The 26,810-nt window shown below is 44.7% G+C and carries 24 protein-coding genes; 15 read left to right on the forward strand and 9 right to left on the reverse strand.

Annotated features, from left to right (window positions below; translation table 11 throughout):
• Positions 1 to 55: 55 nt before the first annotated feature.
• The 7 genes from FTD44_RS10105 (at position 56) to FTD44_RS10135 (ending at position 10,436) form a co-directional block, all read left to right on the forward strand.
• A complete protein-coding gene (locus FTD44_RS10105; RefSeq protein WP_222166330.1) occupies positions 56 to 1,222 on the forward strand; it encodes a proline dehydrogenase family protein in 1,167 nt (388 codons plus the stop codon).
• Between the two features lie 20 nt (positions 1,223 to 1,242).
• Positions 1,243 to 3,132: a tetratricopeptide repeat protein gene (locus tag FTD44_RS10110; protein WP_222166331.1), complete on the forward strand. Its 1,890-nt coding sequence runs from the start codon at positions 1,243 to 1,245 to the stop codon at positions 3,130 to 3,132.
• 378 nt (positions 3,133 to 3,510) lie between these two features.
• Complete coding sequence (lnt, locus tag FTD44_RS10115; RefSeq protein WP_222166332.1) at positions 3,511 to 5,034, forward strand: apolipoprotein N-acyltransferase; 1,524 nt, start codon at positions 3,511 to 3,513, stop codon at positions 5,032 to 5,034.
• Positions 5,031 to 6,818, forward strand: a complete 1,788-nt coding sequence (locus FTD44_RS10120) for an Ig-like domain-containing protein (protein WP_222166333.1) — start codon at positions 5,031 to 5,033, stop codon at positions 6,816 to 6,818. The genes lnt and FTD44_RS10120 overlap by 4 nt, the downstream gene beginning before the upstream one ends.
• A gap of 257 nt (positions 6,819 to 7,075) precedes the next feature.
• Complete coding sequence (locus FTD44_RS10125; protein WP_222166334.1) at positions 7,076 to 8,398, forward strand: citrate (Si)-synthase, eukaryotic; 1,323 nt, start codon at positions 7,076 to 7,078, stop codon at positions 8,396 to 8,398.
• A gap of 116 nt (positions 8,399 to 8,514) precedes the next feature.
• The gene (locus FTD44_RS10130; protein ID WP_222166335.1) at positions 8,515 to 9,168 is read left to right on the forward strand and encodes a FadR/GntR family transcriptional regulator; all 654 of its coding nucleotides are present in this window, start codon (positions 8,515 to 8,517) and stop codon (positions 9,166 to 9,168) included.
• A gap of 50 nt (positions 9,169 to 9,218) precedes the next feature.
• Positions 9,219 to 10,436 (forward strand): MFS transporter, encoded by a 1,218-nt coding sequence (locus FTD44_RS10135; protein WP_222166336.1) that lies wholly within the window; start codon positions 9,219 to 9,221, stop codon positions 10,434 to 10,436.
• Positions 10,437 to 10,500: 64 nt separating this feature from the next.
• Here FTD44_RS10135 and FTD44_RS10140 read toward each other — a convergent pair whose 3' ends face one another.
• Positions 10,501 to 11,547: an NAD(P)-dependent alcohol dehydrogenase gene (locus FTD44_RS10140; protein ID WP_222166337.1), complete on the reverse strand. Its 1,047-nt coding sequence runs from the start codon at positions 11,545 to 11,547 to the stop codon at positions 10,501 to 10,503.
• Between the two features lie 260 nt (positions 11,548 to 11,807).
• Here FTD44_RS10140 and FTD44_RS10145 point away from each other — a divergent pair, with 260 nt between their 5' ends.
• Positions 11,808 to 12,683, forward strand: coding sequence for an AraC family transcriptional regulator (locus FTD44_RS10145; RefSeq protein WP_246625424.1), 876 nt, complete (start codon positions 11,808 to 11,810; stop codon positions 12,681 to 12,683).
• A gap of 4 nt (positions 12,684 to 12,687) precedes the next feature.
• Here the strand turns inward: FTD44_RS10145 and FTD44_RS10150 are convergent, their stop codons facing one another.
• A complete protein-coding gene (locus FTD44_RS10150) occupies positions 12,688 to 13,035 on the reverse strand; it encodes a winged helix-turn-helix transcriptional regulator (protein ID WP_222166339.1) in 348 nt (115 codons plus the stop codon).
• Positions 13,036 to 13,122: 87 nt separating this feature from the next.
• Between FTD44_RS10150 and FTD44_RS10155 the strand changes: the two genes are divergently transcribed.
• From FTD44_RS10155 to FTD44_RS10165, 3 genes are all read left to right on the forward strand, one after another.
• Positions 13,123 to 13,998 carry an NmrA family NAD(P)-binding protein gene (locus FTD44_RS10155; protein WP_222166340.1) on the forward strand — a complete coding sequence of 292 codons (876 nt, stop codon included), beginning with the start codon at positions 13,123 to 13,125 and terminating at the stop codon, positions 13,996 to 13,998.
• A 123-nt stretch (positions 13,999 to 14,121) separates the two neighbouring features.
• Entirely contained in the window at positions 14,122 to 15,735 is a 1,614-nt protein-coding gene (bshC, locus tag FTD44_RS10160; RefSeq protein WP_222166341.1) for a bacillithiol biosynthesis cysteine-adding enzyme BshC, read from the forward strand.
• 196 nt (positions 15,736 to 15,931) lie between these two features.
• Positions 15,932 to 16,966: an LLM class flavin-dependent oxidoreductase gene (locus FTD44_RS10165; RefSeq protein WP_222166342.1), complete on the forward strand. Its 1,035-nt coding sequence runs from the start codon at positions 15,932 to 15,934 to the stop codon at positions 16,964 to 16,966.
• An 86-nt stretch (positions 16,967 to 17,052) separates the two neighbouring features.
• On the opposite strand, the gene FTD44_RS10170 is transcribed toward FTD44_RS10165, so the two are convergent.
• The 4 genes from FTD44_RS10170 to FTD44_RS10185 all read right to left on the reverse strand — a co-directional run bounded on the left by FTD44_RS10170 (position 17,053) and on the right by FTD44_RS10185 (position 19,231).
• Positions 17,053 to 17,490, reverse strand: coding sequence for a peroxiredoxin family protein (locus FTD44_RS10170; protein WP_222166343.1), 438 nt, complete (start codon positions 17,488 to 17,490; stop codon positions 17,053 to 17,055).
• Positions 17,491 to 17,613: 123 nt separating this feature from the next.
• On the reverse strand, positions 17,614 to 18,348 hold the full coding sequence (locus FTD44_RS10175) for a (Fe-S)-binding protein (protein WP_246625401.1): 735 nt from the start codon (positions 18,346 to 18,348) through the stop codon (positions 17,614 to 17,616).
• On the reverse strand, positions 18,349 to 18,912 hold the full coding sequence (locus FTD44_RS10180; protein ID WP_222166344.1) for a hypothetical protein: 564 nt from the start codon (positions 18,910 to 18,912) through the stop codon (positions 18,349 to 18,351).
• Between the two features lies 1 nt (position 18,913).
• Positions 18,914 to 19,231 carry a rhodanese-like domain-containing protein gene (locus FTD44_RS10185; protein ID WP_222166345.1) on the reverse strand — a complete coding sequence of 106 codons (318 nt, stop codon included), beginning with the start codon at positions 19,229 to 19,231 and terminating at the stop codon, positions 18,914 to 18,916.
• Positions 19,232 to 19,389: 158 nt separating this feature from the next.
• On the opposite strand from FTD44_RS10185, the gene FTD44_RS10190 reads away from it, so the two are divergent.
• Positions 19,390 to 19,662 carry a YtxH domain-containing protein gene (locus tag FTD44_RS10190; protein WP_222166346.1) on the forward strand — a complete coding sequence of 91 codons (273 nt, stop codon included), beginning with the start codon at positions 19,390 to 19,392 and terminating at the stop codon, positions 19,660 to 19,662.
• A 6-nt stretch (positions 19,663 to 19,668) separates the two neighbouring features.
• On the opposite strand, the gene FTD44_RS10195 is transcribed toward FTD44_RS10190, so the two are convergent.
• Entirely contained in the window at positions 19,669 to 21,810 is a 2,142-nt protein-coding gene (locus FTD44_RS10195) for an FUSC family protein (protein WP_222166347.1), read from the reverse strand.
• 19 nt (positions 21,811 to 21,829) lie between these two features.
• Positions 21,830 to 22,252, reverse strand: a complete 423-nt coding sequence (locus tag FTD44_RS10200) for an OsmC family protein (protein ID WP_222166348.1) — start codon at positions 22,250 to 22,252, stop codon at positions 21,830 to 21,832.
• Between the two features lie 41 nt (positions 22,253 to 22,293).
• Here FTD44_RS10200 and FTD44_RS10205 point away from each other — a divergent pair, with 41 nt between their 5' ends.
• Genes FTD44_RS10205 through lipA form a run of 3 tightly spaced genes read left to right on the forward strand, consistent with a single transcriptional unit; the run spans position 22,294 to position 24,657 of the window.
• The gene (locus FTD44_RS10205; protein ID WP_222166349.1) at positions 22,294 to 23,157 is read left to right on the forward strand and encodes a hypothetical protein; all 864 of its coding nucleotides are present in this window, start codon (positions 22,294 to 22,296) and stop codon (positions 23,155 to 23,157) included.
• Between the two features lie 24 nt (positions 23,158 to 23,181).
• A complete protein-coding gene (locus FTD44_RS10210; protein ID WP_222166350.1) occupies positions 23,182 to 23,652 on the forward strand; it encodes a hypothetical protein in 471 nt (156 codons plus the stop codon).
• Between the two features lie 39 nt (positions 23,653 to 23,691).
• Positions 23,692 to 24,657 carry a lipoyl synthase gene (lipA, locus tag FTD44_RS10215; RefSeq protein ID WP_222166351.1) on the forward strand — a complete coding sequence of 322 codons (966 nt, stop codon included), beginning with the start codon at positions 23,692 to 23,694 and terminating at the stop codon, positions 24,655 to 24,657.
• A gap of 86 nt (positions 24,658 to 24,743) precedes the next feature.
• Here lipA and FTD44_RS10220 read toward each other — a convergent pair whose 3' ends face one another.
• Positions 24,744 to 26,801, reverse strand: coding sequence for a M13 family metallopeptidase (locus FTD44_RS10220; RefSeq protein WP_222166352.1), 2,058 nt, complete (start codon positions 26,799 to 26,801; stop codon positions 24,744 to 24,746).
• Between the last annotated feature and the right edge of the window lie 9 nt (positions 26,802 to 26,810).

Consider the following 26,810-nt stretch of genomic DNA (forward strand, 5'->3'; position numbering starts at 1 on the left):
TCCATTATATGATTATATTTGCGGATAAATTTTGATTACATAACTATTATTTTCAATGTCTCTTTCTTTCGATAACACCGAGATCGCATTCCGCTACAAAAATGACAAACAACTGAAACAGGCTAATTTCTTGTTCAACTCAATGTCTTCTTCTACGCTTACCCGTATAGGAATCGCCTTTACCAGCGCGGCATTAAAGATGAACCTGCCTATTACCGGGTTGATTAAGCGTACCATTTTTGAACAATTCTGTGGTGGCGAGACCCTGCAGGAAGTGGCCAACACTGCCGAAATGCTGGCGAAGTACAATGTAGGCGTAGCACTGGATTATGGTGTGGAAGGAAAATCGGGAGAGGCTGAATTTGATAAAGCTGTTCCGGAATTTATTAAGGCCATACAATATGCGGCCTCTCAAAAGAATATCCCTTTTATTCCCATAAAAGTTACCGGTTTTGCCCGTTTCAGCCTGCTTGAAAAAGTGCATGCGCAGGTACCTCTGAATGCTGACGAAGAAAAAGAATATGCGAGAGTGCAGGATCGTATCGATGCGATCTGCAGCGTTGCCAATGATCATAATCTCATGATCCTGGTAGATGCAGAAGAATCCTGGATACAAAGACCGGTAGACGAACTGACTGACGCCATGATGGAGCGCTATAACAAAGGGAAAGTTGTTGTATTCAATACCTTCCAGTTATATTGCCACGATCGCCTGGCTTTCCTGAAAGTTTCGCATGAGCGTGCAAAAGACAAAGGGTATATACTGGGTGCCAAGCTGGTACGCGGTGCTTATATGGAAAAAGAAAGAAGCCGTGCTATTGAAATGGGCTACCAGAGCCCCATTCAGCCAGATAAAGCATCTACTGATAAAGATTACAATGCAGCAGTATCGTATTGTCTGAATCATCATGAAGCAATCGCTACATTTATAGGAACACATAATGAAGACAGCTGCCTGATTGCGGCTGATATCATGAAACAAAAAGGATTGCCAAACGATACGCCTAAAGTGTATTTTGCGCAATTGTTCGGTATGAGTGATAATATGACCTTCAACCTGGCCAATGAAGGATACCATGCCTCTAAATACCTTCCTTACGGTCCGGTAAAAGATGTAATCCCTTACCTGATGCGCCGTGCACAGGAAAATACTTCAGTAAAAGGACAAACCGGCCGGGAGTTGTCACTGATCAAAAAAGAAATTCAAAGAAGAAAATTGTAACCCTTTTAACCCTCCAGATATTGCTGCGGTATACCCTCATATTGCTGTTACTGTTGTTGCCTTTCCGCTACGGAATAGCACAGACAGGTGTATCGGCAGCTGATCGTTACCTTACCAGGGCAAACCTGTTTATGGGGGAAAAGAACCTGCGTAAAGCAGAACAGTTCTATAAAAAAGCACTCAATGCAGCACCGCATTCGCCGGAGGTGTACAGTATATTGGGTAAGTTTTATTTCGACCAGGGCCGGTACCAGGATGCCTCTTATGTATTCGAATCCGGCACCAAATCCTGTTCCGGTGGTACACAGATATTTGCTATTCCTCTTGCCAATGCACTGATGCGGTCCGGTAATGCGGAGAAAGCAGGTATTGTGCTGCGTAGCTATCATGTATCTCCTCAGGCCAAACCACAACTGAAAGAAGAGGTAGCAGCCCTGCAACGCTCTATAGATTTTGGCCGCCTGATCGGGTATCATAAATACAATGTAAAAGTTACTTTGTTGGGTGATAGTGTGAATAGTGTCGATGACGATTATTTTCCCTCATTTTCCGGGGTGCGTAAAGACCTTATTTTTACCCGCCGCAGCAATGGCCTGAATGAAGATTTTTTCATCAGCACGCTGGATAGTTGCGGAGACTGGACGCTGGCCCGGGATATGGGTTTCCCGCTCAATTCTCCTTTTCCTGAATGTGCACAGGTACGCTCCTTTAATGATAAGTACATGATCTATCAAAAGTGCGATAACCGTAGTCCCAATGGCTGGGAGATGGGTGGTTGTGATCTTTACCTGTCCTATGCTACAGCCTTTGGCTGGTCTGTACCACGTCCTTTTGGATATACCATAAATACCACAGCATATGAAGGCATGCCGGCACTTGCTTCTGATGAGACGGCATTGTATTTTGTCAGCGACAGAGAAGGCGGGTATGGCGGCAAAGATATCTGGGTAAGCTATTTCAAAAAAGGATACTGGCAGGTGCCTGAGAATCTTGGCCCCGGTATCAATACAGATAAAGATGAGCTCACTCCGGTAATCGCTGCCGATGGCAAGACACTATATTTCGCATCTAAAGGCCACAGTGGTTTCGGCGGTTTTGATATGTTTGTATCCCGCCAGCAACCCGATGGTAAATGGGCTAAGGCCATGAACCTGGGTACACCGGCAAACTCAAATTATGATGAGCTTTGCGGTACCGTGATCCTGAGAGGGGACACAATGTATTTTGCATCCAATCGTCCCGGAGGCTATGGCGGACTTGATATTTATACCACAGACCTGCCTAAAGATTTTCGTCCGGTAGAAATGGCTATGCTTTGCGGATCTGTAAAAGATTTTGAAAGCGGTACACCGGTCACCCTTGCCGATATTACTGTTCAGACACAGGAAACGCAGGTGGTGTACAATCTAAAAAGTAATAAAGGTGATGGTAGTTTTTACCTTCCCTTACCTGCCGGTAAAACCTACCAGGTAAGTGCAGCACAGCGATATTATAATGACCTTTCCGATACCTTCAGGCTATATGGTATAGGCGCCATGGATACGCTTCAGTTGCGCATGTTGCCCAAAGGTTATGTGCCCAATAAAAAGACAATTACTTTACTGCAGCTGAATATGGCAGACAGCGCGCTCTTACAGCAGGATAGTTTCTGCCTGGTGCTGAACCGTGCACTGGCAGCTTATTCCGGCAAGATCACCGGTCTGGAACTGAATAGTTTTGTTTTGCGTACAGATAATGGCTGGTTATATGATTACAGTGCCCAGCTGAAAGAATGTCTGTTTAAAATAGGCGTTACAGAGGAGTATATCACGAATAATATCTGGGAGGTGGCCAAAGATGCTCCTTCTGAAGCGGGAACAGACGTACAGCCGCCCGGCATGGTACTGATTACGTTGGAATACCTCGAGTAATTTTTTACCGGTATGGCTCCCGACCGGCATTTTTCTTCATATTTATAGCCCTTCATGTGCACCTTGATTACCTTTTGCCGGCAATCAGGGCTAAGTCATTTTGTGCTTTTATGGTAGATCAAGGTTTGTGTAGTCTTGTTATTTCATCATATAAGACACACAATATTATACTTGTATATACACTGTTTTTAAAATATAAAAAATCGGCTCTTTATTAAAATAATTAAAAATTATGAGATATATTAGAGAACTGATTATGGAGTAGAATGCTACTGCTTTTGTATAAAAGCGCTCCGGATGATTTTGAGTGATATTGGTATGCCCGTCAGATAATACATATTACCTGTGCTGTATAGCATCAATTGGCTCAAACACATTATGAACATAACAGTGCTCCATACCTGTACCCTTAATCAACGCTTTTTATTGTCTGTACTATCCGGCATCCTGATGGCGGTGCTGGTGATCCTGAATAATCCTTTGTGCTCCTTCATAGCCCTGGTTCCCCTTATTATCGCAATTCATAAAGTACGCTTCAGACAAGCACTGGCATTAGGTTTTGTAAGTGGTAGTGTGCTGAGTCTCTTTACCAGTTACTGGATGTTGTATTCGGTTACAGAATTCAGTAATGGAAAATGGCTTGTAGCTGCCGGTGTCTATATTTTGAGCAGCGTACTCCTGGGTTTGGTGCTGTTGCTGGCAGCAGCAGTGCTCTATAAATTTGTCAATAACCGGCACAGTTTCCTGCTGCGTAGTCTGGGTATAGCCAGTGCCTGGGCTGTTTTTGAATTCCTGTTCAGCTACTTTCTGACCGGCTCTTTCTGGTTTCATCCTGCATTATATAAGGGACTTGTTTCCACTAATTTTTTGATTCAACCGGCCGTTTTTGGTGGGGGCATACTGATCTCTTTTTTTTGTGCCTGGGTCAATGCTGCATTGGCGCTGGCGCTCCTTGATCCGCATCGGAAATATTTCGGATACACGGTGCTGATCTTTGCGGCTTTTCTGGGCTTATCCTGTGCAGCACTACTAATGTATCCGGAACCTGCTGATGCGGAAAAGACCAGGATAGCGGTCATTAATACCAATCAGCCTGTACACCAGAAATGGGATGAGCAAACAGGTAACCAGGCTGTGCAGGAAATGCTTCGGCTGAATGCAGAAGCCACGAAATTAAATGCTGGTCTGAAAATATGGACAGAAGCCGTTGTTCCCTGGACCTACCGTAAAGATGATGATTTCCTGAACGCTATTGTGGGTGCAGATAGCAGTCACCACAGCGGACATATCATTGGCCTGCTGACTGATGGTGCCGGTACAGAATTTTATAATTCGGCCTATTACCTGGAAGATATGCATGGTGTGGTGCAGCGCTACGATAAAAGGTTTCCGCTTGCCTATGCTGAGGTACCCTTAAGTATAGGTGCTATGCCCTTGCTTAAAGGGGCAGATGTGATCATCAGGCCAGGGCAGCACAGCGTTGTTTTTAATACCCTGGCCGGTCGTGCGGGTATTACTGTCTGTAACGAATCTCTTGTCGATAAGGCTTATTACGGTTTAGCAGAGCAGCATGCCGATTTCCTGGTGGTGATCTCTAATGATGGCTGGATCGGAAACAGCGATTACCTGCTGCGCCAGCACTTCTACAGCGCCCGCATGCACGCTGTGGCTAATCGGAAGGATATTGTAGTAAACAGTAACCTCGGTTATTCAGGAGCCTTTAGCAGCATGGGTACTGAGCTGCTTAAAAGAAAGGAGGAGGCCGGATTTGTGGAGCAGGTAACCCTTTCTAAAAATGATACCATGACATTCTATGCCCGGTATCCCTTGTTTTTCATTTGTTTTTATTTACTCTCTCTTCTATTATTGATTTACCCTCTAAACACCCCTAAAAAAGTATGAAAAGATACTACTTACTTTCATTACTACTTATGGTTTGTACCGGTGCTTTTGCCCTTCCTACGGTCAATAGCCTGGAGCAGACGCAGTACCGCTGGCGCAATAACAATGGCAGCGAAGCAGCTGCCACCTGGAAAGCCGCAGCGAATACACCTGTTACGCAAACCAACTTTAATGAATCGCTGCGCCTGCGCACAGAGTATTACACCTTTGGTCTCAGCGGCTCCTTACCACTGGGCCAGAGCCTTGCTTATTCTAAAGACGGCGGCATTACCTGGACGCCTATAACAGAAACAACTACGAATGACTTTGTGTTGGTGCCCAGTGCCGCAGCACCACATGGTACCAACACAACCAATCAGCTGGGCACTGCTACCGGTGGCACATATGTAGCCGGAAAGATCGTATCTCAGAATACGCCCGCTTTGGGATTAAACCTGAACGTCGATGAACGTACCGAGATGGAATGGATCTTGCAACCTACTATTTTTTGTGAGAATGCAAAGACCTACCTTTTTGAATCGCAATCGGTGACGGTAACCTCTGCAAGAGGACAGCTGACAACCAATTTCGGATGTGTAACACCTGTGGTAACCGTAGCACCCAGTATCTCCCGTTGCGGTACCGGCAGCCTGCAGTTAGTCGCCAGTATAGACGGTACAGGAGGTTCGCTTGTCTGGTGGTCTGCACCCACAGGCGGTACGATCATCGGAATAGGTAATAATGTTACGTCTCCCGTATATACTGCCAATACAACTGTGTACGTCGAAGGCAGAAGAAATGGTTGTGCGACAACCCGCATTCCGGTACAGATAATTGTAGACAACGTTTCGCTGAGTATTGATGTGGCCGATGGTACCTATTGTGTGGATGATGTTTTATCCTTAACCACCAGCCCTTCTTATCCGGCAACTTATATCTATCAGTGGAATGATAACAGTACTGCAGCAGCATTGGATGTGGCTCCTACAAACGGTGTGCAGCACCAGTTCTGGGTTAAGGTGACCAGTCCCAATGGTTGTGTTAAGCGTGATACGGTACATGTAACGGTAAATCCTAAACTACAGGTGAATATCGGAAACGATACCATTGTCTGCTCCAATACGCCACTGACACTGGATGCGGGTAATCCGGGTGCTACATATCTCTGGAGTACCGGTGCGCAGACTCAGTCTATCACGACACTGACCGGTGGTACTTATACCGTAGCGGTAACCAATGATTATGACTGTACTACTACAGATGAGATCGTTATCGGTGCGCGACTGGAAGCCTCTACTGACGGGTTCAACTTCATTCCGAAGTTTGAAATACAGCAGGGCAGGGTAGATTTTGCCCCGATCAATGCGCAGGCCGTAGATAGCTTTTACTGGGATTTCGGTGATGGCAATACCTCTCAACTTCAAGAACCGTCTCATGTATTTGCAGCAGAAGGCGATTATATTGTAAGCCTGAAAGTGAAGAATGATTGCGGGTTTATGGATACTGCACTGATGATCAATGTAGACATGGCACTGGGTGTGCGTGAAAGCAAGATTGGTAAAAATGATCTGAACGTATTCCCGGTACCGGCGGCAAATAAACTGACCGTCCTGTCAGAAACCGGCGATATTAAAATCATGAACATTACTATATGCAATACACTGGGTCAGGTACAGAAAGAGCTACAGTATACTGGTGGTTCCCGACAAGAAATTGATGTGACGAACCAGCCTGCGGGCAACTACTTTATGCGTATCGAAACGAATAAAGGTACGGCGTACAGACGCTTTAGTATTTCTAAATAATTGTATACAATTTTGTACACAAAACAGTTGGTTTACCGATCCGGTAAACCAACTGTTTTCTTTTATGCAACTACACACCTTTAAGTGTATAGATAGTGTTTATATATATGTGTAGATAGGGTTACAGGCTATCCGATCTTTAATTTGGTGATATTGTTAAGAAATGGGAAGTGCTGTTTTTATTTATGTTTTAATTAGTTAACTTTGTACCGCTCATAATAAAATGGGCCCTTTTTATATTAAAATAAATTTTAAATATGGGATTCGTAAAAGACAGGTTTAAAGTCAAAGCTGATTCAGTAGCAGCAGAAATCAAACAAATTATTGCAGAGCACGGAAATAAAGTTTTAGGAGAAACCACTATCGCACAAGCCTACCAGGGTATGAGAGGTATTATCGGTCTGATCACCGAGACATCTTTACTTGATGCAGAAGATGGTATCCGCTTTAGAGGCTATTCGATCCCGGAATTAAGAGAAAAATTACCTAAGGCCCCAGGTGGTACAGAACCATTACCGGAGGGCTTATTTTATTTAATGCTGATCGGTGAGTTACCTTCTGAAGAAGATGTAGAGCATTTATCTGCAACATTTGCCAGAAAATCTCATGTACCGAATTATGTGTTTGATGTAATTGAAAAATTACCGATTTCTACACACCCGATGACGCAGTTCTCTATTGCAATCACTGCATTACAGAAAGAGTCTATCTTCGCTAAAGAATACGCAAACGGCATCAACAAAAAAGAATACTGGTCTTATATTTTTGAAGACTGTATGAACCTGATTGCACGCCTGCCGCGCATTGCAGCATATATCTATCGCAGAAAATATAAAAACGGCGATCATATCCAACCTAACGGAATGCTGGACTGGGCGGGTAACTTCGCACACATGCTGGGTTACGATAACAAAGGTTTCTATGCATTAATGCGCCTGTATTTAACGATCCATGCCGATCACGAAGGTGGTAATGTATCTGCACATGCAACGCACCTGGTAGGTTCTGCGCTGTCTGATCCTTACCTGTGTTTTGCATCCGGTATGAACGGTCTGGCAGGTCCGCTGCATGGCCTGGCTAACCAGGAAGTGGTAAAATGGATCGAAGATATGTGTCAGGAGCTGAATACAAATGCTCCGAACAAAGACCAGATCAGCGATTATATCAAGAAAACATTAACTGAAGGTAAAGTAGTTCCGGGTTACGGTCACGCAGTATTGCGTAAAACAGATCCACGTTTCACAGCACAGATGGAGTTTGCAAAAACACACTGTCCTGATGATCCTATGGTACAAACCGTATGGAATGTATATGCTGTGGCTCCGGAGATCCTGGGAGCTACCGGTAAAATCAAAAACCCATTCCCGAATGTTGATGCGCACAGTGGTGCATTACTGAAACACTTCGGACTGATTGAAGAAGAGTTCTACACAGTAATCTTCGGTGTAAGCCGTGCACTGGGTGTATTAGCAGGATTATGTTGGGACAGAGCTTTAGGATTCCCTATCGAGCGTCCTAAGTCTGTAGATACACACTGGATCAAAGCTTTCATCAAAGGTGAAGCGGTAAAAGAAGACTAAGATTCTTTATTTTATAAAAAGCGCCCATGCATTGCATGGGCGCTTTTGTTTTTACAAAACGATGATATTATATTCTATAATTTAATTACTTTTGCAAACATCTGATGATATGATGTATGATGCAATTACAAAAAAAATCTCTGGCGCAGGAACTGGCCGATACGCTGCAGCATAGTATAGAACGGGGTGTATTTCCTGTCGACTCCCGCTTGCCTACAGAGCCCGAACTGATGAAAAAGTTTGGGGTAGGGCGCTCCACTGTTCGCGAAGCGATCAAGTACCTGGCGCAGTCCGGCTTTGTATCTGTACAGCAGGGGCTGGGCACCTTTGTGATCAGCCATACCGGTAATGGTGCATTGGATGCAAAAATTGAGCATGCCAAGTTCGCAGAGATATTTGAAGTAAGACAATTGCTGGAGATAAAGGTAGTAGAGAAGGCCGCTACGCACCGGACTACAGCACAGCTCAGCCAGATGAGTAAAGCACTGAAAGAACGGAAGCGTTATGCCCTTAAGGGGGAGATGGCAGCCTGTATACAGGCCGATATTGACTTTCATACAACTGTTGCGGAGAGTTGCGGCAATATGATCCTGTGTGAATTGTACAAAACCCTTTCGACACATGTAAGCAAGTTTTTCCTGACCGTATACAAGGATACCACCTCCTTTATCGAGTCTCAGGAGCTGCATGAGGCATTGCTACTGCATATTAAAGAGCGCAATGCTGACAAAGCATTAACCGTTGCACAATCTATTATCGGCATCATTTAATTTTTTTAATAACAAACATCAGATGACCTGATGTTTAAGACTTGTTTTTTATGAAAGAACCTATTGCCGCTTCCGGCACATTACAAGCCAACCAGACCGTATATCCGATCTTGTTTGCCATCAGTTTATCCCATTTACTCAATGACCTGTTGCAGTCATTGATTCCGGCAATTTATCCATTGCTGAAAGATAATTATGCACTCACCTTTACCCAGGTAGGTATTATCACCTTAGTGTTTCAGCTTACGGCCTCTATTCTGCAGCCTTTCGTAGGATTGTACACTGATAAAAGACCCAATCCAAAATCCCTTGCTATAGGCATGTTCTTCTCCCTGATGGGACTGATCTGTATGGCTTTTGCGGGCAATCTTTCTGCCATACTGGCTTCTGTAAGTCTGATCGGTATTGGCTCTTCGGTGTTTCATCCGGAAGCATCGCGTGTGGCTCACCTGGCATCCGGTGGCAAGAAAGGGCTTGCACAGTCTATATTCCAGGTAGGTGGTAATGCCGGTGGTGCGATCGGTCCATTGCTCGCAGCACTAGTCATCATTCCATTCGGGCAACGTTATATCGGCTGGTTTGGTGTACTGGCTATTGTGGCTATCATCATCCTGACCATTATTGGTAAATGGTATCAGCAGCATATGGCTTTGAAAGCAGCACAACCACAAAAAGTAGTTACAGAAAGGGTTGTATTACCCCGCTATAAAGTGATCATCTCTATCATAATTCTGCTGGTACTGATTTTCTCCAAGTATTTTTATATGGCCTCTATGACCAGTTACTTTACCTTCTACCTGATAGAGAAGTTCGGGGTAAGTGTACAGCAATCTCAGGTCTATTTATTTGCCTTCCTGGCTGCCGTTGCTGCGGGTACTATTCTGGGAGGCCCGCTGGGCGACCGTTACGGACGTAAATGGATTATCTGGATCTCTATATTAGGTGCGGCTCCGTTCACGCTGCTGCTGCCTCATGTAAACCTGTTCGGAACCATTGTACTGGCCGTTATTATAGGGCTCATCATTTCCTCTGCATTTTCTGCTATCCTGGTATATGCTACAGAACTTATTCCCGGAAAGGTAGGTATGGTTGCGGGCCTGTTCTTCGGTTTTGCGTTTGGTATGGGTGGTATCGGTTCTGCTGTATTAGGATGGCTGGCCGATCAGAAGGGTATTCAATATGTATTCTCCGTATGCGCCTTCCTGCCGCTGATAGGCATGGTTACGGGTTTCCTGCCGAATATTGAAGGAAAGAAAAGAAAGAAATAACGCTGACATGTTATAAAACAAAAGCCCGGGTATGTACCCGGGCTTTTTGTGATTACAGCTATATTTATAAAGTAGCCATGTCTATTACAAAGCGATATTTTACATCGTTTTTCTCCATGCGTTCGTATGCCTTATCGATGTAAGCCATATCGATTACTTCTACTTCTGATACGATATTGTTTTCGCCGCAGAAGTCCAGCATTTCCTGTGTCTCTTCGATACCACCGATCATAGAGCCTGCCAGGCTTTTACGGTTACCGATCAGCGCAAATGCAGGAATTACAGATGGCTCAGAAGGTACGCCCACACAGATGTGTACCCCATTAGTTTTCAGCAGACCCATGTATGCAGCAATATCATGTGGAGCACTTACGGTATCCAGGATAAAGTCAAATGAATCTTTAACCGCATTGAACTGTGCCTCGTCTTTGGTTACTACAAACTGGTGTGCACCCAGCTTCGTCGCATCTTCGCGCTTATTTTCAGAAGTACTTAATACCGTTACTTCAGCACCGAATGCCACGCCGAATTTTACGGCCATATGACCTAAGCCACCCAGGCCTAGTACTGCCAGTTTATGGCCTTTGCCAACTTTCCAGTGTCTTAAAGGAGAGTAGGTAGTAATACCGGCACATAATAAAGGTGCTACACCTGACAGCGGCAGGTTTTCCGGTACATTCAGTACGAAATCTTCTTTTACCACAATGGTTTTAGAATAACCACCATAAGTCGGCATACCATCAGTGTATTTATTCAGGCCGTTGTAGGTAGATACACTGCCATTTTCGCAATACTGTTCTTCACCATGATTACAGGAGCTGCAGTGTCCGCAGGAGTCTACCATACAACCGGTACCCACCAGGTCGCCCAGTTTGAATTTGCTTACATTTTCGCCTACAGCGATCACTCTTCCTACAATCTCATGTCCCGGTACCATCGGGAAGATACCCTGAAACCAGTCATTGCGGATCTGATGCAGATCAGAGTGGCAAACCCCGCAGTACTGTATGTCGAACTGTACATCGTTAGGGCCAACAGCTCTTCTCTCAAAATTCCATTCGGTTAATTGCTCGCCGGCATTCATAGCGGCATAGCCTTTTGTTGCGATCATATCTTTTTGTTGTTTTTTTAATTGTTTTTGATGATACAAAAGTATGCGGTCCCGGGGAAACCGCTTGTACTCAGCAGTTCAATATTTTGTTCTTTTTAGGTCCGGGTGTTTGTTGTGCTCCACAAAGCTAATACTCCAGTATTAAATCATTGTATCCGGATCTGAACTTTTTAGCATAATTATATGAACCGGAAAGAAAAGTGTATGGTCCTGTATTTCGTACTTTTGTTGCTGATAGCAAATACTTTATGGTTACAAAAATGGTTAAGGTGCCTACAGCACTCGTTAGTTGCGATGCCGCACAGGCTACACTGGAGCTGGAAGGTTGTTCTGTGGTGCAGCAGTGTGTACACAGTACAGGTGCGAGTGGTACAATGTACCTCGAAGAGCACCTGTTATTGTTCGTATTGGGTGGAACAAATAAGATGACTTACGGAAAGCAGACCTATGTGGTAGGTAAGAATGAAATGATCCTGCTCAAAAAGGCTACTGCTGTACAGTATGAGAAAGCCGGTGATCCGGAAAATGATAATATATACGAGAGCATGATGTTCTCTTTGAAAGATGATCTGTTGAAATCATTCCTGTCTACAGCCCAGATTGAGATTCCGAAATTAAAGGCAGAAGGGGAGATTAAGAGTGAAGTATATCCTATAAACGAATACCTGGTTGCCTTTGTGCATTCCCTGAAACCATACTTCAATAACCAGTCTGGTGTGAATCCCGGCCAGTTGCGGTTAAAGATGATGGAGTTGCTGTATGATGTAGCCGAGTATAATAAAAATGTATTTTTCCAGATCTTACAATTACACCAACCGGTACGTACCGATGTGAGCCAGGTGGTAGAACAGCATTATGCCTCACCGGTCAATCTTGAAGAGCTGGCTTATCTCTCCGGGCGCAGCCTCTCCAGCTTTAAGCGCGACTTTCAGCGCATATACAACATGTCACCAGCCAGCTGGATCCGCGAGAAACGCCTGGTCAAAGCCAAAGAAATGCTGGAGCATACGCAGATGAGTGTAACGGATATCTGTTTCTCCCTGGGCTTTGAAAATGTGTCACATTTCTCCAGGATTTTCAAAGCACATCATGGCCAGACCCCAAGCAGCTACCGCGAGGTAATGCCGGTATCGTAAATGATTACATATGTGCCGTGGCCCAGGTGGCCATGGCATGAATCACCGGGAGCAGCTGTCTGCCCGATTCGCTGAGCTGGTAGGTAACATAGGGTGGTACTACCGGCCTGGCTTCCCGTATCACCAATCCATCTGTCTCTAACTGCTTCAAATGCTGTATCAGCATCTTCTCCGTAACGGCAGGTATTGCCTTTTTTAACTCACTATAGCGTTTACTGCCTTCTGATAGATGGTAAATAATAATGGGCTTCCAATAGCTTCCTATTTTCTCCATCGTAAAGGTTACCGGACACATTTCCAGTGCCGTTTTCTTGTTCTGCTGAATGGTCGAGGATGATTTAATAGCAGTCATAATGATACATACTTTAGGGTAAGTACTTGTATAAAAGTAAGTACAAAAGTACTTTTGCATTATCAATTAACCAAAATATTTTATCTGATGAATATTACCCTTACCGGTTCCCTGGGGAACATAGGACAACATTTAGTGAGAAACCTGGTAGCAGCAGGACATAAGGTAACCCTGATCAGTAGCAGTGCTGATAGAAAAGCCGCCATTGAGCAACTGGGTGCTACAGCAGCTATTGGTTCCATTACCGATACAGCTTTCCTGGAACAGGCCTTTTCGGATGCCGACGCGGTATTTGTCATGACCCCTCCGAATATGGGTGGACAGAACATTATTGAGCACACCGTTAATGCCGGCAGATCTTATGCGACTGCAATCAAAAATTCCGGAGTGAAACGTGTCGTGATGCTCAGCAGTGTGGGCGCTGATTTTGAAGACGGTACAGGCCCTATTACAGGACTGCATCATATCGAAAAGCTGTATAGTGAATTAGAAGATGTCGCGGTAACTTATTTACGTGCAGGCTATTTCTACACCAATTATTACAACGATATTCCAATGATTCAGCATGCCGGCATACTGGGTTCTAATTTTGCCGCCGATGTAAAACTGCCGCTGGTACACCCGGCTGATATTGCACAGGCTGCGGCAGATGCCTTACAGCAAAAAACTACCGGACATGACGTTCGTTATATCGTCAGTGATTATGTGACGGCAGCCGATGTGGCTTCTGTATTTGGCGAAGCCCTGGGCAAAACACTGCCCTGGGTTGCCTTTACCGATGAGCAGGCTATGGAAGGTATGACCGGAGCAGGATTACCGGAAGAGATGGCTGGTCTGTATACGGAAATGGGCGTAGCGATCCGCCAAGGTAAACTGCAATCTGATTTTGAAAGCAAGGGTGCTCCACAAGATGGTCAGATCAAAATCGGTGATTTTGCAAAGGAATATGCCAGCCGTTTTTAATGCCTGCACGTAACTATTTAGTTATCAGGAAGCAATACCAGAAGGTATTGCTTCCTTTTTTAGGAAAAAATTGCCAATCACATTTGCTATATTCTTTTATTTTTGCGCAAACATCTCGTTCTAATGGACAATATCGCCGACTGTACTGCTCAATACCTTCCTATACAAAATACCGGTTACTTTTCAAGCCTGATTAAGGACTATCTTGAAGCAGCGCCTGGCCTGAGACCTTTTTATGCGTTTACGCCGGATGATGCGGGTATGAAGGAGGCTATACACAGCAGAGCGGCGCATCCGGTAGACCGGAATACCCTGGTGTCGGTGTTGCGGGAGCAGTATGCACACCTTGAGGTGAGCGATGCCGTACAGCAGAATATTGAACTGCTGGCAAAAGATAATACATATACCATCTGTACCGCCCATCAGCCTAACCTGATGAGCGGCTATTTATATTTCGTCTACAAGATCATTCATGCCGCTAAACTGGCACAACACCTGTCTGCACAGCATCCTGAGGCGCAGTTTGTACCAGTGTTTTATATCGGTTCAGAAGATAATGACCTGGATGAGCTGAGTGTATTCCGCTATGAAGGTAAAAGCTACCGCTGGAATACAACACAGACCGGTGCTGTAGGCAGTATGCATACCGATGATCTGCAGGAACTGATTTCAGATTTGTTCCGTGTACTGGGGCCGGTAGGCGTGGAGGAGCAAGCGCTCAAACGTATTATCCGTACGGCTTATGGCGGCGGCCATACTATTGCACAGGCTACCCGTATCCTGGTTAATGAGCTGCTGGGTTTTCTCGGTGTCGTAGTGCTGGATGCCAATGATGCCCGTTTGAAAAAGTCTTTTATTCCGGTGATGAAAGAAGAGCTGCTGCAACATACCGCACAGCAGGTGGTGACGCAGACATCAGAAGCGCTGAATGCACAATACACTGCTCAGGCATTTGTGCGTCCGATCAACCTTTTTTATATGAAAGAGGGACTTAGAGAGCGTATTGAGCGGAATGGAGACCAATGGTTCGTATTGAATACGGATATTGTTTTTAATGAAGCACAGCTGATGCAGGAAGTTGAGGAACATCCTGAGCGTTTCAGCCCGAATGTGATTCTCAGAGGAATGTACCAGGAGACCATACTGCCCGATGTGGCTTTTATAGGCGGGGGTAGTGAAGTAGCCTACTGGATGCAGTTAAAAGACCTCTTTACCCATTACAAAGCATTCTTCCCGGCTATCGTGCTGCGTCAGTCTGCAATGATTGTAGGTCCTAAATCTGTGGCGATGCAACAGAAGCTGAATCTTTCGCTGGAAGAATTATTTATAAAGACAGAACCGTTGATCAATAACTATGTAGCACAGTACGGTGATGACTCCTGGAATGTAACGGCTTTGCAGCAGCAACTGGAGACACTGGAGCAGGAAACCATAGATCAGCTGGCTGACCTGGACGGACAATTGCACCTGAGCGCAGAAGCCGTATTTACCAAAATAAAAAAGCAGGCTGAGGTGCTGGAGAAAAAAGTGCGCAAAGCGGCCAAGCGCAAGATGGCCGATAGGGTACAGCAGATACAGCAACTGAAGGAACATACTTTCCCTAAAGACAGTCTGCAGGAACGTTACGATACCTTTATGCCATTCTACCTGCAATACGGACAGTCTTTCTTCGAAGCCCTGCACCAGTATACCGATCCTTATGGAAAAGAGTTCCTGGTACTGGCTTATAACCGCTAAATAGTATTAAAATATATTTGAAAGCTATCCGGAAGGGTAGCTTTTTTTATGTAATACTTATCTCGCGCGAGTTTGTATTGGATCTATTCATTTAAACATAAGGATTCCCTTTAAGGAATACTTATCATACATCAATGCCGGAGGCCCGTTAAGCTTCGTATTTTTGCAGTAACAAAATCACAAAAAGGAAAATCATATGGAATTAGGTGTAGGCATGTTCGGAGACCTGGCTTTTGATCCCAATACGGGCAAACCACAGGACCCACAGGTGAAACTGAAAGAGATACTGGAAGAAATTAAACTGGCCGATGAAGTAGGACTGGATGTGTTTGGTATGGGAGAGCATCATCGTCCTGATTATGCAGTATCCTCACCGGAAATTGTACTGGCTGCTGCGGCCAGCATTACTAAAAATATTAAACTGATGAGTACCGTTACGGTACTGAGTTCTGCAGAGCCTGTAAAGGTATACCAGGACTTCTCTACCATAGATCTGATCTCTGGTGGCCGTGCCGAGATTGGAGTAGGGCGCGGTAGTTTTATTGAGTCCTTCCCGCTGTTTGGTTATGACCTTAAAGACTATGACCGTCTGTTTGAAGAGAAACTGGACTTGTTGTTGAACATTAATAACAATGAAGTGGTGAACTGGTCGGGCAAACTGAGGGCACCGCTGGAAAACCAATCTGTGTATCCACGTGCGACCCGAAATGGTCAGTTGCCGATATGGATTGCGGTAGGTGGTACGCCGGAGTCGATCCTGCGCGCTGCAAGATTGGGTCTGCCTTTGATCCTGGCGATCATCGGCGGTATGCCGGAGCAGTTTGAACACCTGGTGATGTTCTACAAAGCAGAGTATCTGAAAAGTGGTCATGATCCTGCTAAAATGCAGGTGGGTATTCATTCTCACACCTTCGTGAGTGAAACAGAAGCGGTAGCGGATCAGTACTTTAAAAACTATTCCGGACAGATGAACCGTATCGGAGCATCAAGAGGATGGCCTCCATACTCTAAAGCACAGTATGATGCCGGACGTTCTCCTAAAGGAGCACTGTTTATCGGTGAGCCGGCACAGGTTACCGACAAGATACTGGCTATGCATGAGATGTTCGGCATCACCCGTTTTATCGGGCATATGGATGTGGGCGCACCGGATCATGCTTTAATGATGAAATCAATTGAATTATTCGGTACCAAAGTGGCTCCGGAAGTGCGCAAAGCACTGGGGAAATAATAAACCTGCACTGGTTGGTTTTGGTTTCTTGTTTTATAACAAAAGGCAGCTGTATAGCTGCCTTTTGTTATAAAGTATGTTATCTTTTATTTCTGATACATTTCCAGGAAGTCATTGGTACGGATTACTTCCTCCAGTTCTTCGGGGCTGGGCAATACATTGAATTCTTTAATGAAATTCCCTTTGCCATCGACCAGTACAATGAAGGGGACATATTTAAAATCGAACCAGTTATGCATGCCTTTACTGAAGTCGTGTAAGACACGCAGGTTCTTAATCTTGTCGAGTTTAAATTCGTTAGAGAAGGTCTGCAGCTCTGCTTTGTCCATATAAGAAGCCATCCATATCGGTATCTTATAGGCCGGTGCCAGCTGGTTCATGCGCTCTGCATCCAGGCGGCAGTGGCCACAATCTGTCTTGAAATAAATGATCAGCACCGGGCTGTCTTTGGGCATATCCTTAATGGTCACCAGCGCATCGTTACGGATGTCGTTAAACTTTATTCCATAAAAAAGTTTACGCATCTGGGAGAGGATAACAGAATCGGAATTCTGCTGCGCCGAAGCAGTATTATTAGTAAAAAGCAGGCAAAATAGGGTTGCTGCAAGAACAAAAAAACGAGACATGAATGTATATTAATTGTTGCATCATATGCCAGCCGCAAGTACGTCGGCAATGTGCATTGTTTTTAAAGGAATATGTTGTTTCTGAATGTAGGCATCAAGGTGCATGAGGCAGGACATATCGCTGGAGATGATGTACTCTACTCCGGCAGCCAATGCGCTCTCCACCTTATTCTGCGCCATACCGATTGATATAGGTTCAAACTTAACGGCAAAGGTTCCGCCGAAACCGCAACAGGTCTCGCATTCCTTCATCTCGGTCAGTTCCAGTCCCTGTACCTGTGCTAATAACTGTCTTGGCTGATCTTTGATATGGCATTCTCTGAGTGCACCGCAGCCGTCATGGTAAGTGGCTTTAGCCGGGAAGGATACATTCAGGTCATTCACTTTCAAAACGGATACCAGGAAGTCTGCAAATTCAAATATCCTGGGTTTGATTTTCTTATACGTATTGTATTCGGCTGCATTCTTGAGCAGGTGATCATATTGGTTGACAACATAGCCTACGCAGGAGCCCGATGGAGCTACAATATAACGATCCGTGCCACCAAAGTCTTTACAAAACTTTTTGGCAATAGAACGGGCTTCATCCTGGAAGCCGCTGTTACAGGCCGGCTGTCCGCAACAGGTCTGGCCTTTGGGATAATTTACCGAACAACCTAACTGCTCCAATACCTTTACCATATTCAATCCCGTTTCGGGAAAAAGCTGGTCGATAAAACAAGGTATAAAAATATCTACTTGCACTTGCTGCTTCATTTATCCGATCCTTTTTAAGAGTTGTTCTTCTACTTTCTGAAAAACCATCTGCGGCTGATGGGTACGCCATTCATCATATTCCTGGAAGAATATGTAACGGGGTATACCAGCCTGTTTCATTTCCTGATACAGGTGTCCCGGCAGGCCCAGCATAACGATCCAGCCGCCCTCATCGCTGATGTCTTCATTCCATTCTTCATAATAGCTGTCATCGCTGCTATGAAAGTTCAGCACATTTTCTGCAATCAGGATGTACTTATAGATTCCTTCATTGATCAACAGATCTATGATTTCCCGTTTCAGGGTCATGATGTCATTGTTAATCGCATCATTCCACTCGCCCAGCAGCTCTATGATAGCATAACCTTCTTCATAGTCTGCAAACAGGATTTTCAGGTATAATGTATTGGACCCGAAATCGTCCCATTGCGGGTGAATATAATAATTGTATATCGTCTGGCTGAACTCAAATTCGCTGTACTCCCTTCCGTAAAAAGGGGACAGAGGATCTTCTTCCGACATATACAGGTGTCGCCATTGATAATAGGGTTCTATATGCTGCATATTAAATATTTGCGTCCCCGAAAGCTGCGCGCCAGGCCAGGATACCTCCTTCCATATTTACAACATGGGTGAATCCCATTTGCTCCAGCAACATGCATGCTTCCAGACTTCTTTTACCGGCCTGACAATGTACAATGATTTCCTGCTCCTGAATTTCTTCCAGGTTTTCAGAATCGAAATTGCGCAGTTTGCTTAATGGCAGCAAAATAGCACCGATATTGTCATTGTAATATTCTGCAGACTCTCTTACATCGATAATGTTTAATTGCTCTCCGTTGTCCAGTCTTTCTTTAACGGCTTGTACAGTAGTATTGGTCATGATATCAATTAGTTTTGAGTAATGCTGCAAACCTAATTAAAATACAGCTAAGTTTCGAGAAAATTAGGTTAAAAAAACGTGCGCTCTTTAGCAAAAAATTGGCATGGTCTCCAACACTTTAATCCCTATTTTTACGAATAAAATCGAATACTATGGCGATGTCAAAATTTTCATGGGGCGTGATCAGCGGAGTAGTGCTTGGATTTTTATTTGCCCCTACTAATGGTTCTAAAACGCGTAAGACAGTAGCGAATGTGGCTTGCGGTATAAAATCTAAATTCGACAGCATCTTCCGCTCAAAAGAAGATGAACTGGAAGAGCTGCGCCGCCTGCTGGCCGATGATTCTGTAAGCCTCACCGATGCTGATCGGAAAAAGCTGGTACAACTGATTGAAAATAACCAGAAAGTACTGCGCGAAATGGACGTGTAAAATTCACTAATGTATCAGGCTGGAATACAGCGCGCTCAATTCAATATGCAGCCGCTCCAGGTTGATCTTTTGCTGTGCAGAAACCATTATGGCTGCATAGCTCATCTCCGGGTATATGCCCGTTTCATCGATGGTGATATCGGGCATACCCTTAAGCAGGGTTATTGTTTTCTGAAATAAGTCATCTATCTGCCGTATCAGTTTATCGGCAGGCAGGTTTATGGTAGGGCTGGCTTCTCCGGCCTCTTTCTCGTCTACATAAGCATTCAGCTCACGCGTAATACGGATATTGTAAGTGATAGCCGTAAAGTAGGCTGCGCCAATATTTTTATTAGCACGATATTTAGGTTCCGTCAGGTAGCGGTTAAGGGAGTCAAAAGCATTGCTGTTGCTGGATTCTGCGGCTATCTTATAGATAACCCAGGGCTTTTGCTGCTGTTCTGCTTCGCGGACACCCATCAGGAACTGGTAGTACTTATAATTTGCAATAACTGCCTTGCCCAGGTAATTGGGCAATAATTTTTTGTCCCATGAAGGGAATAACAGGAACCCAGAGATAACGGCCATAACTGCTCCCAGAGCCGTTACAATAACCCGCTCCAGCAATATATTTGTGCTTACCTGGTTCTCTGCAGAGAGCAGACCGATCAGGAATATGGTAATGAAAAATGCGGCCCAGGAATAGTTTTTACGCAGGTTATAGATCATGAGGGTGGCACCGAAGAGCACCATGAAATGCCGGGTAATGTGGGCATAGGGCAACAACATGATCAATGAACCCAGTATAACCCCAGCAATAGTACCAATACTTCGTTCTATTCCCTTTTTTAACGTTGCACCAAAGAACGGCTGACTTACAATGATGACAGTAAGGGGCAGCCAGTACCCGTGATGCGGAAACCAGATTTGTGCAATACCGAGTCCTAAAGTCGCGGTGATGGCCATGCGCAGGGCATAGCGTAAGGTAAGGTTATCGAAATTGAGAAATTGTCTGATATTGTTTTGCAGGTGCTTCGGATGCAGGATATTCAGTGTCTGCATCAGCGAATACTGGCTGAACATTAATTTCTCTTTTTCCGTAGATACTGTTTTAATGGATAATTCTACCAGGTTGGTAAACCGGTTGATGTGCCGTACGATACGTTCACATTCTGGCAGCTGGCTTTCTTCAAACGTATACAGATGCTCCCGGAACTTGCTCAGCCGCTCCAGGCGGGATTGTATGAGTAATAATTCTTCCTCCTTGCGGGTATAGAAGTAAAATGCCATACGGTTAGATACCTGCTCTACCACTTTAAGTATGGTATGCATCTGCAATATAAATGCTTCGCTCAGTGGTTTTTTAAATAACAGTACGGCATTATTGGCAATGCTGATGATCTGCAGACTAGCCATAGAAGCGCATCTGCGGGCATAGCTCAGTTTCTTCTCCTGATCTGGCTGCTGTCTTTTTTCATCATACAGCTGACCGTACAATGCCAGAGAAGCATCAATTGCCGTTCTGATCTCTTTTTCTTTAAGATACAGGGCACGTATAGAGCTCTTTTTACTATTGGGGTCCCAGTCATTGGCTACCAGCAGCATCAGGTTTTCGACGGCCTTCCATATGTTACCAATGGTTCTCCGGTAAGGTTTGCCCTGTGGCAGGAAGGAAAAGCTGAAAACCCCTATGCACATGGCCCAGAGGCCACCCAGGGCTACGAAATACATTCTTTCCTTTACGACAGGGAAGGGTACTTCGTGGGCAGAAGCAATCAGGTAAAATAGATAGATATTAATCGCCAGACCCAGCCCCCAGTCTCCCAGGTTTTTCATGAGGCCGCAACCCAGTGCTATGGGGAACATAAGCAGTACCGCCAGCCAGATATTTGCAGCGGCAATACTACCAATAAATGTAAACAGTACAGAAAATATGATAGCCGCAACCAGCAGCCGGGAACGGAAACCAGCCGATCCCTTCAGCTCTACAATGGATACTGTTTCTGCAGCGATCACCATCCAGAAGTAATTCGGATTGGCCGATACAATACTGGCTATAACAGGCACAATAACGGATATGGCTACACGAAAACCCCAGCCCCATGCGGGTTCTACGATTTCATTAGCCAACCTGTCTTTAAGTGATTGTAATTGTTTATTTATAGTCAATGTGTTCGGCAATTCTATATTAGTTTTCTGCTACACCATTCCAGGAGAAGGTTACGATTTTTTCGATTTCCGGATGTATACTTTCCATTACCGGGCAGGTTAATGCGGCACGCTCCAGGATCATTTTTTCCTTACTGGAATAGTTGTCCTGTCCGGTTACATTCAGGGCTACGGTAATGCCTCCGATGCGTCTCGGACTTTCAGCCATGCGCTTTGTAATATCACAGGTCGTACCCACGATATTGATCTGGTGGTTTTCTGCAGCGATACCCATGATGGTGAGCATGCAGGAACCCAGTGCGGTAGCTACGAGATCGGTAGGGGAAAAACGCTCTCCTTTACCTTTATTGTCAACTGGCGCATCTGTTTCAATCGTGTGTCCAGATTGCAGATGGGACGCCTCTGTTCTTAAGTTTCCGGTGTAAATAATTTTCGAGGTCATTGCAGAATTTTGTATAAATTTACAAAGATAAATCTCTATCAATGAACTTGTTTGTAAAATTCTCCATAATATTTACAGCTGTTGTCTCCGGAAATATTGCTGCTCAGGCGCAATTGAAGAAAATGCAGTACCGTAACCGGGTAGCAGATACTGTTGTACTGGTCAATACCCAGGAAGCGGAAGCCAAGGTAAAGGGACCTAAGCCCCTGCGCCGCGAACATGCTATCGGGTTCCGTGCCAATACGGATGGCTGGAATGCGTATTATAATTATGGTATTATCAAGAAAAATGATGGCCCCAAGTACGAAATAGATCGTTATTTTGACGTGTTGTTTCTGCAACTGGAGATAGGCGAGAAGCGCCACCCTAAAGAGGTGCGTGACTTTCGCTACGATGGAGGATCTTCTTTTCAAAACCCGCTGTTATCTTTATTCAGCACCGAAATGTTCCGATATGGTAAGATCAATACTTTTTACCAGGCCAAGATCGGAGTGGGCTATAAGAAGCTGATTGCGGGTAAGCCGGAACCACATACTGTATCCATACACTGGTCTACAGTGGGTGGGGTAAGTTTAGGGCTGCTAAAGCCTTATTACTTCCAGACGGATGCCGGGGGCTCTATAAAATTGAATCCGGATAGTGTGGCGCAACAGTTGGGCTCAAGACAGTTTCTGGGTGGATATGGATTTCGCAGAGGTTGGGATGAGATTAAGGTAGTGCCGGGTTTGCATCTGCGCTCTGGCCTGAAGTTTGACTATGCTGACAGGAGACAAAGACTGGCAGGATTGGAAGTAGGGGTGAATGCAGAAGTGTATTTTCAAAAAATACACCAGATGGCTTTCCAGGATCCGAAATCATTCTTCTTTAACGCTTATGCTTCATTTGAGCTGGGCTGGAAGAAGTAAACAATAATTTATATAACCGATTACATGATTCAGAAAGCAGGTATTTATCTGTTGCTTTTTTGCCTTACGGCAATAGGTCTGTTTGCACAGACACCGGAATATAACACACTGAGGCTTTACAGAGGTAAAGTATATTATAATAACTGGCCGCAGAAGCATAAGGATCTGCTGAAGATCACTAAAAACAATCCTGTCGCCTATAATGCTGTGGCAAGGGCAGGCACCAATAATGTAGCATCAGTAGTGTTTGGAGCCATTGGCGGCGGACTCATTGGCTTGCAGATTGGTAATGTAATAACGGGACAGCCTGTTAATAAGTACCTGCTGGGTGCGGGTCTGGCTGCTGTAGCCATCACCATTCCATTGGAGATTGCGCACAAAAAGCATTTGCGTAGAGCAGTCAGCAGTTATAATCAAGGGTCAACTACAGCGCGTAGTAAACAGCTGGAGTTAGGCCTGTGTGAAAACGGACTTGGTTTGCGACTAAAATTTTAGGAACTTTGCCAGGCATTTTATTGAATTAACATATAGTACATGATAGAATTACCGGTGATTTCTACTGTTACGGCAGCAAGAAACAAAGAAGAGGAAGTGACCTATGTAAACGGAAAGCCTAAAAAACCGAACTGGTTACGGGTGAAGTTGCCCACCGGGGAGGGATATAAACATGTGCGCGGACTGGTGGATAACCATAAGCTGCACACGATCTGTGAGAGTGGTAACTGTCCTAATATGGGAGAGTGCTGGGGCGAAGGTACGGCTACCTTTATGATCCTTGGTAATATCTGTACCCGCAGCTGTGGCTTCTGTGCTGTAGCTACCGGCCGTCCGGAAGCGGTAGACTGGGATGAGCCGCAACGTGTAGCGGAAGCGATTCACCTGATGAAAGTGAAACATGCCGTAATTACTTCTGTAGACCGTGATGAGCTGAAAGATGGTGGTTCTATTATCTGGGCCAATACAATTAAAGCGGTAAAAGCATTAAATCCCGATACTACACTGGAAACCCTGATTCCTGATTTCAGAGGGATATGGGATAATCTGCAAAATGTAATTGATGTTGCCCCTGAGGTAATCTCTCATAATGTAGAAACCGTAGAACGCATGACCCGTAAAGTGCGTATACAGGCCAAATATCACCGCAGCCTTGAAGTGATTCGTCGCCTGCACGAAGGTGGCGTGCGTACGAAGAGCGGTATCATGCTGGGTATCGGTGAAGAAAAGGATGAAGTATTGCAGACCATGCATGATCTGAAAGAGAATGGAGTGGATGTTATAACCATAGGCCAGTACCTGCAACCAACTCCGAAACACTTACCGGTAGTGCGTTTTGTGCACCCAGATGAGTTTGCTTTCTATCGCGAAGAGGGATATAAAATGGGTATTGATTATGTAGAAAGCGGTCCGCTGGTACGTTCTTCTTACCATAGCGAAAAGCATGTGATACCAGGATATGGTAAAGCACAATGGGAGCAGGAGCAAAAAATGCACACTGCCTAAGCATTAAGCATAAACAGATTTTAAATCATATAAAAAGTAATGCCCCGGTCATTGACCGGGGCATTACTTTTTATATGGAGCTTGTATTACCAGATTTTTGCACGCTCATTCTCAGGACGGTACATTTTATCGCCGGGTTGAATGTTGAATGCTTTATAGAATGGTTCAAAATTGCTCAGAGGTCCGATCGCTCTCCATACACCAGGAGAGTGCGGATCAATTTTGATCAGTTGCAGCGTTCTCTTATCGGTAGCTTTACCTCTCCAGATCTGTGCCCAGCTGAGGAAGAAACGTTGATCCGGTGTGAAGCCGTCGATCATTTCATTGCTCTGGCCTTGTTCGGTTTTTTTGAATGCCTGGTAAGCAATCGCCAGACCGCCCAGATCCGCAATGTTTTCACCTAAAGTCAGCTCACCGTTTACAGGTACGCTATCCAGCACTCTGTAGCTGTTGAATTGGTTTACAACGACCTGTGTTTTCGCTTTGAATTTCTCTTCATCTTCCGGTGTCCACCAGTTCTTCAGGTTACCATCCGCAGCATATTGTGCACCCTGGTCATCGAAGCCATGGGTCATTTCGTGACCGATTACTGCTCCGATACCACCATAGTTGATCGCATCATCAGCATTGAAGTCAAAGAACGGGTACTGCAGGATAGCAGCAGGGAAAACGATCTCGTTGAACGCTGGGTTGTAGTACGCATTTACCGTATTCGGAGTCATAAACCACTCCATACGATCTACAGCTTTACCCAGTTTTTTCAACTCTTCGCTATAATTGAATGCAGCGGCGTTCAGTACGTTTTGTGCATAGTTACCTTTAGTGATGGTCAGGCTGCTGTAGTCTTTCCATTTGTCCGGATAGCCGATTTTCTTCATGAAAGAGTTCAGCTTGGTCATGGCTTTTTCTTTAGTCACCGGGCTCATCCAGTCCAGTTGCTGAATGCGCTCGCCAAATGCAACCTGCAGGTTATTCACCAGCTCCAGCATTTTTTCTTTAGCTTCCGGTTTGAAGTTTTTGTCAACATACAGTTGGCCCAGCTGATCGCCGATATTGCCATTGATTACGCCCATAACGCGCTCCCAGCGTGGAGTTTGTTCTTTCTGGCCGCTCATTGTTTTACCATAAAACTCAAAGCTCAGGTTTTCAAACTGCTCGCTCAGGTAAGGAGACATATGACTGATCGTATGGAACAGCATATATTGTTTCCAGGTAGCGATTGGTGTTGCCGTCAGCTCTTTAGATAATGCTTTGTAATAACCAGGATTACTTACCAGCATTTCTGTTTCGCCGTGGATGCCTAATTTAGTAAATACATCAGCCCAGTTAATGTTTGGTGTCTCTTTCGAAAATGCATTAATGTTGAATTTGTTATACATTTTCTGAGGGTCACGCATTTCAGTAGGGAAGAAAGATGCGTCTGCAAGCTTGTTTTCCAGTGCAAATACAGCCGCAGCATTTTTAGCCGCATCAACTTTATTTTGCCCTGAAGCGATCAGGATATCAGTGATATACTTGATATAAGCAGTTCTGTTTTTAGCAGCATTTGCATCTTTATCAGTATAGTAGTCTTTAGAAGGTAAGCCCAGTCCGCCTTGTCCGAATTGAGTAATGATTTTGGTTACATCCTTATCATCAGGTCCGATATAGCCATTGATGATGGTAGGAATACCTTTACGGTTCAGGCTGGTCACCAGGTCCAGTAATTGTGCCGGTGTTTTAACCGCCTGGATAGCTTTTAATTCAGGATCGATTGCTTTAATCCCTAATTTATTGATGGCCTGAACATTCATACCGCTGTTATAAAAAGCAGATACGTTATATTCCTTAGAGCCTTTTGCTGCTGTGGTATTGTTTTTTACACTTTCCAGCAGGTTTTGCACTGCTTTATTGGTACGGTCTCTCAACTCATCAAAAGATCCCCAACGGGTTTTGTCTCCAGGGATCTCTGTTTTTTGAAGCCAGGTTCCGTTGGCATATTCAAAAAAGTTATCTCCGGGCTTTACAGACTTATCCATATTGGTCGGATCAATAAATTTAAAGTCCTTTGCAGCTGTATTCAGTTGGGCCTGAGCGTGCAAATTGTTCAGTGCTGCGCTGCCACACATGATGTAAGTTGCAATAACTAATTTTGAAAACTTCATCTTTAACGT

This window comes from Edaphocola aurantiacus (assembly GCF_019797745.1).
Classification (GTDB): Bacteria; Bacteroidota; Bacteroidia; order Chitinophagales; family Chitinophagaceae; genus Edaphocola; species Edaphocola aurantiacus.